The following is a 7,127-nucleotide window of genomic DNA, read 5'->3' as shown; positions in this document are numbered from 1 at the left end:
GTCTGCTGGTTAGAGGATTCCGTATTTACTAGTATTATAAACTACCAATTTTTTAGCGATCGCTCTTTGGGGAAAAACTTTTTGGTTTACTGATAGATGTTTCCAGGGAATTGATATCTCCCCAAGATGATGTAACATTTGAAGTTGAAAATGATATTAATGCTTTTGAAGAATACTTGCGTGCTGCAATTTTTGAAGCAGCAGGTTTTGAATCGTACTGCATTCAAGAACTCAAGGGCTTGATTGATAGTTTTAGGGAAAAGCAAGGCACATGGACGGGGATTGCCCATAATGAATGGTTGCAAGAAAATCCGCTTTTGTTGGCAGAGATACCACCAGAATTGCGATCGCAAGAGTCTAACTTAGAAGTTAGCGATCGCTTGCGCCAATTATCTACTGTATTAAAAATCTCCATCACCTACCAGAACACAAGGCGCGATCGCTTTTCATTACCCTCTGGTTAGTGTTCAAATAATCATGTAGCAAATCGCAACCCCGCGCCAGTAATTTATCCAGTTGGATATCTGCTAAATCTCGGAAAATTACTGTGCCATCGCCACTACCCGCAGCCAGAGTCTTGCCGTCATGGCTGAAACTGACGCTGGTTAACTCATCTTTATCGCCTTTCAAAGCAATCAGCAACGTCCCTTCTCGGTTCCAAATCCTCACTTTGTCGTCACTGCTAGCTGCCAGAGTCTTACCATCAGGGCTAAAACTGACACTGATAAAACTATCGCCATCGCCCGTGAGATTATTTAGCAAATTACCGTCTCGATTCCAAATCTTCACCGTGCTATCAATACTCACTGAGGCAAGGCTTTGACCATCAGGCGACCAAGCAACCCCATTTACCCGGCGGCTATGACCAATTAATGTGTATAGCAATTTACCCTCTACACTCCAGATTTTCACGGTTTTGTCATCACTGGCAGAAGCTAGCAACTTGCCATCAGGACTAAAGCTTAGCCAATTCACCGCTTCCTGATGTCCCTGCAAGGTGTTAAGTAGTTTACCGTTGCGGCTCCAAAGTTTTACTGTTTTATCTTTACTAGCAGAGGCAATTACTTGACCATCAGGCGACCAAGCTACACTCAAGATGGTATCATTATGACCCTGTAAGGTGTTGAGCAGTTTACCGTCACCACTCCAAAGCTTCACCGTTTTATCTTTACTAGCCGAAGCAATTACTTGACCATCGGGACTGAAACTTACGCCCCAAACTTGACCCTGATGCCCCGTAAAAATACGGAGTAGTTTACCATCTCGACTGAAAAGTTTTATCGTTTTGTCTCGACTCGCTGCTGCTAAGGTGCGATCGTCTGGGCTAAAACTGATGCTAGTTACCCAGTCATCATTATCGGCTTTGGGCTTTCGCAGCAGCACATCATCCCAATGCCAGAGTTTAATAGTTTTGTCCCGACTTGCAGAAGCAAGGGTACGACCGTCTGGGCTGAAACTGACGCTATTCACCCAATTATTATGCCCTTTTAGGGTTCCCAGCAGCACACCTTCAGAACTCCAGAGTTTAATTGTCTCGTCGGTACTTGCAGAAGCGATCGTCTTACCATCGCGGCTAAAACTAACGCTAGTAACTCCAGCACTATGCCCCGATAAGGTTCGCAGTAGCTTCCCCTCCAGATTCCACAGCTTGATTGTCTGGTCTAAACTAGCAGATGCAATTGTTTTCCCATCAGGCGACCAAGCTACACTTTTTACTGCATCCTCATGTCCTTGCAAAGTTTTGAGCAGTTTACCATCCCGACTCCACAGTTTCACCGTCTTGTCAGCACTCCCGGAAGCTAGGGTTTGACCATCGGCTGACCAAGCGACACTCAAAACTGCACCATTATGTAAGAGCAAAGTTTTTAGCAGCTTACCATCGCGACTCCACAGTTTCACTGTTTTGTCTGTACTCGCCGAAGCAATAACCTGACCATCTGGGCTGAAACTAACACTATTCACCACATCCTGATGCCCTAATAAGGTAGCAAGCAATTGACCTTCTCGACTCCAAAGTTTTATCGTCTTGTCTTGACTGGCGGAAGCAATGATTTGACTATCTGGGCTGAAACTGACGCTATTAACCACATCCTGATGCCCCGACAAGGTTTTAACCAAGCTACCATCGGGACGCCAGAGTTTAATTGTATTATCCGCACTAGCTGAAGCAATTAAAGAGCGATCGAGGCTGAATGTAGCACTATTTACCCCAGATATATGTCCTTCTAGGCGGTTATACTCTCTTACCCCCGAAACTGCTTGATAGAGTGCCGTCTGCACTTGCTCTTTTGTATAGGAATCTACCCAGACCGTTTGTTGTAATTTTCTCCCGGCCTTTAAACCTTCTTTTAAAGCATCAATACCTTTTTGCGAGGCAAAGAGGGCTTCACTGGATGCGCTGAGGGTTTTAATTTCGCTATCTACCGCCGTCACTATGGAAACACTTAATCCCAAGATGGCGAGAACGGAAGCCGTTAGAGCAATTTTCAGCGAACGATTTAATTGAGCTTCACTAAGTCTTTGTTTCTCTTGACTTTCTGCAAGTTTAGCTGTTAACTCTTTTTCTTTAAGTTCAGCTCGTAATTGCTCAATTTCTAACTGACTTAATTCTTCCCGTTTGTGTAACTCTCGCAATTCTGTTAATAAGTCTAATCCCGGTTGCGGATGAGGATCGACCAATTTGGAACGCTGCTTATTTTGACTAAGTTCGCTCTTGAGTCGCTCAATCTCAGCTTTACTTTGTTCTACTTTGTAGCGCAACTGATTTAGTTGTACTTGTAAGCTCGATTCTTGTTGTTGCAGATAGCGAATTAAGTCTACTAAATAATCGTGAATCAGTTGATAGCGTTCTGGCACATCAGGAAAGATAACCACTAAACCGGAGCTAACTAAAATTTCTAATACTAACTCTAATTTGTCAGCATCTTCTAACTCTGCTAGTTGCGCCGCTAACTCAGCACGAGTTTTAAAAGGTCGGTTGTTGCTTTCATCTGTTAATAAATATAAGACGAGTAACGCGGCTCGTTCATTTTCTGGGCCGCAGTCTTTGATCAGTTCCTTAATATATCGTTCGATGAGTTTGTTCGGTCTATATGGCTGATATTCTTCTAGTGTAGTAATTCGTTCATCTTGAATTTGCGCTCCCACAACTTGCAATTCAATGGGGCGGACTTCTCCAAATTCTGTGGATAAATCTTCAACCAAGGCATCAATTAAAGCGGGTTCTAAATTAAACTGCGATCGCTCTGTCAATTTTCGGATAATTGCTTTGGCATATTCCGGCGAAAAATTATTTAACTGATAACGAATATGCTTGTCGAGAATATTATTATTAATCGCTTCCAGTGCCGAAAGATGTTTAAAGTCTAATAAACGATGTAAATAATCTTCTCGCAACGAAAGGATGACTTTGACAAAAGGTATATTGAGACAATCGCTAATAAATTTATCAAACTCTTGCTTTTGATTGCGATCGCTATAACCAAAGAAAAATTCTTCAAACTGGTCAAAAATTAAAACTGTGATCAAATGGTGATCGGCATTTTCTTTTAGTTGCTGTAAAATTCTCAGGATGGTTATCGGTTGGGCATAGTAAGCTAAAGCTTCCGTATCAATGGCTGCTTCTGGCTTCATATCAGCGTAAATCGCCAGGGATGCATCACTAGACATCGCCTCACTTAAAGATTTGCCTAATTCTCGTGCCCAATCGGTATAAACTTGTAGTACCACAGGCACGGCTATTTGATCGCCAATGGCTCGATTTTGCAGTGCTGGAACTAAACCCGCCGTTACGGTGGAACTCTTACCCACCCCCGATTGACCATGAATCACCGTCAACTTTTGATCGGCGCGGCTAATTCTGCCAATTAAGTTATTAATATCACGCTCTCGACCAGAAGCCGCAATTTCTAAAGCAACGCTGCTACTCCCAGAAGGTGACATTAATGCTGGGTTTGTCGCCTGTCTTTGGGGTTGCAAGCGTCCGGCACCGATAAAAGCCCGAAAACCATACTGCTGCTCAACAGAACGCCGTTTCTGTCGAATGTAATAGGCTTCTAGATATCGCCCTTCTTCAAAATATAGCGATCGCAGTCTCCGCAATAAGCGAATATAACGATGGGCATCATATTGATGGGCACTGCTTTCTAAAGCTGCTGGTAGTTCTTTTGTCGCCTTATCTAAGTATTCACGCGCGACTTCTAGCTCACCTAAATTTCGCTGTGCTTTCGCCAACACTAAATAGTAAATTTGCCCCAATAATAATGGAAATAAGCAGTTATAAGGGTCGTTCTGCTTTTGCGCTTCACCTAATTTCAGCAGTGATACGTGTGCTAAGATACTCGCCTGTACCCATCGCGACTGCTGCACAGCCACTTGCGCCAAAAAACCGTAGTCACAAGCTAATTGGATTTGACTACCATAAGTTTGATGTAACTCCAGAGACTTTTGAGCAACCGTCTGCAATTCTTCCCACTCTTGCAGATATTGCAAAACCTCCGCGAGTTGATTAATAAATCCAGCAACTATATCTAAACGCCCAGCCACCTGCAAGATATTCAAGCACTGCTGAAAATAAGATTTAGCGGTGTACCAATGGCGGCGGTTTTCTGTTTGATTTTGCTCTGCAAAACGGCAATAACACAGCCCAATATAAAACAGCAAAATTCCCTGTCGCAAAAGTAGAGGAGATGGGCGATTAGGAGGCATAGGCAAAGAAAATACCCCCTCATTCCCCTCATCTCCCTCAGTCTTTTTATTCAATTTTGAATTTTGAATTTTGAATTTTGAATTGATTTCCCCTGCTTCCCCTAACTTTTGCCAAACCTGTAAGCTTTGCTGAAAATGACTTAAACCTGTATTGATGCGATCGCTAATATAATTATCTAGACCAAAAACAAATTCTAAACTAGCGTGTAATTCTGGCTCTAAGGTAATACCACGATTGTGCAACTCTTTAATCGCAAAGTGGAGTTCATAACTATGTTCCCAGACTTGCTCGACAGTGGAATAATGCTTTGCAACTTCAGGAGGTTGGTGTTGTGCAGCATCGGTTGGTAACACCGTGGCAAATAAAGAGTCAGTTTCCTGTTGCAAAAATTGCAGCAGTGATTGAGTTGTCATTTCAAACCGAATCGGTGTAGCCGCCCAACTAGCAAAATCTGGCGCTAAACGGACTACTTTTTGCAATATTTCCTCATTCACCCACACAATCATCGGAAATGGGTGGCGTTTGCGAAATTCATCCCGAATATGATTGATAGACCTCAGTAGATCATCGAGTCCATCTACTAACTCTAAACCTAAAATCATCAACGCCGATGGCGGATTAGCTTCGGTTAGCAGTTGTAAATGAATACTTGCGTAAAGACTTCTGGCATTATGCGGCAGAACTACCTTTTGAATGTGGTGTACTCCGGAAGAGAGTTCTTCGAGTCGTTGCAGCATTCGCTCTTGCAAAACTCGATAATTGCAGCACACCAAAACCAGGGAAAACTGACCGCTAGAAAGGGTAATTGCTCTCCCCAAACTTCGTAAAGCCCGCTCATTAGCTGCTTTTATATCTACTTGTGCGTGTCGTTCAACCATGATTTAAATTTTTCCGTCTCTGCTAAAACTGGGTTGACGGCAAACCAAGCTCCTTGATGATCGCGATATTCAAATACAAATAAACTTCGCAAAAGAGTATGGTATTCTATATCACCTCTAACTCGTTGCTGTTGCACCACCTGAAAGATTAGTTCCCACTCATGGGGGTCGATGGCGTTAGCTCGGTAATCGCGCTGTCTTCGGATCACCAGTTCGACACATTCCCGCTCAAAGGGTGGATCTTGTTCTCGCAGACAGTCAAACAGTAACCCCAGTAAGTCGCGTACATGACCACCACTAATCAGGCACAATCGATCTAAGGTTTCTAGACTATCAAACACTTCTGTAATTAAGCCTAACCGATCGCTAGCCAAAATGTCTGGAAAAGCTCTAGCTAGCACCATTTGCCGCAACATTGTTAACCCTTGAGGGAAAATCTCGCCAGAGCGCAGACGTACAGGTATCATCGGTAACACTTTTGGTGCGACTCCACCCCCCAAACGATGCTGAAGTTCGGCGCTATCGTTGGAAAAAGTCAGCGCTAAGGGAATAGTGTAGACTACATGACAATTCAGTTTGCGTAACTGTTCGCCGCGCTGAATAAATAAATATTCTGGTAGCGATCGCCCCGATGGTAAAGGTCGAATTGCGACTCGATCCAAGTTATCAACAATTACCACCAGTCCTTTTTTACCCCTGGCTTTCAGTTCCTTGTTGGCAGGTTCTAGCAATTCTTGATTAATTGACTGTAAAATATTTGCTGTTCGCGGTTCTAGATAATCTCTTAACCGCCGCCGCAATTGGGGACTTTCTTTAGCTTTAGTTGTAATTTTGGCAATCCCTACAGACAACTCTGCTTCTACTCCAAGTTCAATTGGCGTTTGCAGAAAATCTACAAGTTCACCAAATAGCTTGGTAAAGTAGCTAGGCTTGAACCTAATTTTCATCGCTTCTAGGCTTTCACTCACCTGGCCCGCGATCGCTAACAAAATATCAGTCACATCCACATCGGCCATTTCTAAGACATGGGTAGACTCAAAATAAACTACATGAAATTGCTGCACTTCTAACTCCGCTTTCAGGCGCAACAACTCCGTTGATTTTCCACAACCGAGATGTCCTGTAAATAGCTGACAAGTTGGTATATCCGGCGATATTCTCGCGATCGTCCGCTGCAAAGCTTCAATGATTTTGCCACCCCGCACCGCAGCAAAATCGATATAGTATCGGCGATCGCTAGCGTTTCCTATAATTAGAGGTCTGCTTGGATTGCAAGCCTGATAAAATCTTTCTAAATCTAGGAGCATAACTAATCGAGTTCACTTAGGAATAGGGATGACAAAATCTGCTGAATAAATATATTGATTTTAGGCAATTTATCCCTTAATTTAAGTACATTTCAATCAAACTACTAACTAAATTAACAGCATTCCGGATAATTGTTCATATCTGAGGTTGGATCTAACACATAGTAATGCTGATATTTGGTTTAAGTAAGCAGAAATACTACTATAAGTACAAATAGGAAAATTCTCTATTAT

At 42.9% G+C, this 7,127-nt stretch carries 3 protein-coding genes; 1 reads left to right on the top strand and 2 read right to left on the bottom strand.

All coding sequences use genetic code 11. The features are described 5' to 3' along the window. The first annotated feature begins 110 nt into the window (after positions 1-110). The gene (locus V7K62_RS13065; protein WP_334864511.1) at positions 111-464 is read left to right on the top strand and encodes a hypothetical protein; all 354 of its coding nucleotides are present in this window, start codon (positions 111-113) and stop codon (positions 462-464) included. Here V7K62_RS13065 and V7K62_RS13060 read toward each other — a convergent pair. Both V7K62_RS13060 and V7K62_RS13055 read right to left on the bottom strand, forming a co-directional pair. Then, positions 415-5,586: an nSTAND1 domain-containing NTPase gene (locus tag V7K62_RS13060; protein ID WP_334864510.1), complete on the bottom strand. Its 5,172-nt coding sequence runs from the start codon at positions 5,584-5,586 to the stop codon at positions 415-417. The two genes, V7K62_RS13065 and V7K62_RS13060, sit on opposite strands and share 50 nt — an antisense overlap. Continuing rightward, entirely contained in the window at positions 5,562-6,893 is a 1,332-nt protein-coding gene (locus V7K62_RS13055; RefSeq protein WP_334864508.1) for a P-loop NTPase fold protein, read from the bottom strand. The genes V7K62_RS13060 and V7K62_RS13055 overlap by 25 nt, the downstream gene beginning before the upstream one ends. Positions 6,894-7,127 lie beyond the last annotated feature (234 nt).

Origin of the sequence: Nostoc sp. (genome assembly GCF_036917935.1) — a bacterium.
Lineage (GTDB): Bacteria > Cyanobacteriota > Cyanobacteriia > Cyanobacteriales > Nostocaceae > Nostoc.
Note: the sequence above shows the minus strand (reverse complement) of the source record. Positions and strands in the feature narration are given on the sequence as shown.

Coding starts and splice junctions, on each gene's coding strand:
- V7K62_RS13055 (WP_334864508.1), bottom strand. CDS start 6,893: ATGCTCCTAGATTTAGAAAGATTTTATCAGGCTTGCAATCCAAGCAGA.
- V7K62_RS13060 (WP_334864510.1), bottom strand. CDS start 5,586: ATGGTTGAACGACACGCACAAGTAGATATAAAAGCAGCTAATGAGCGG.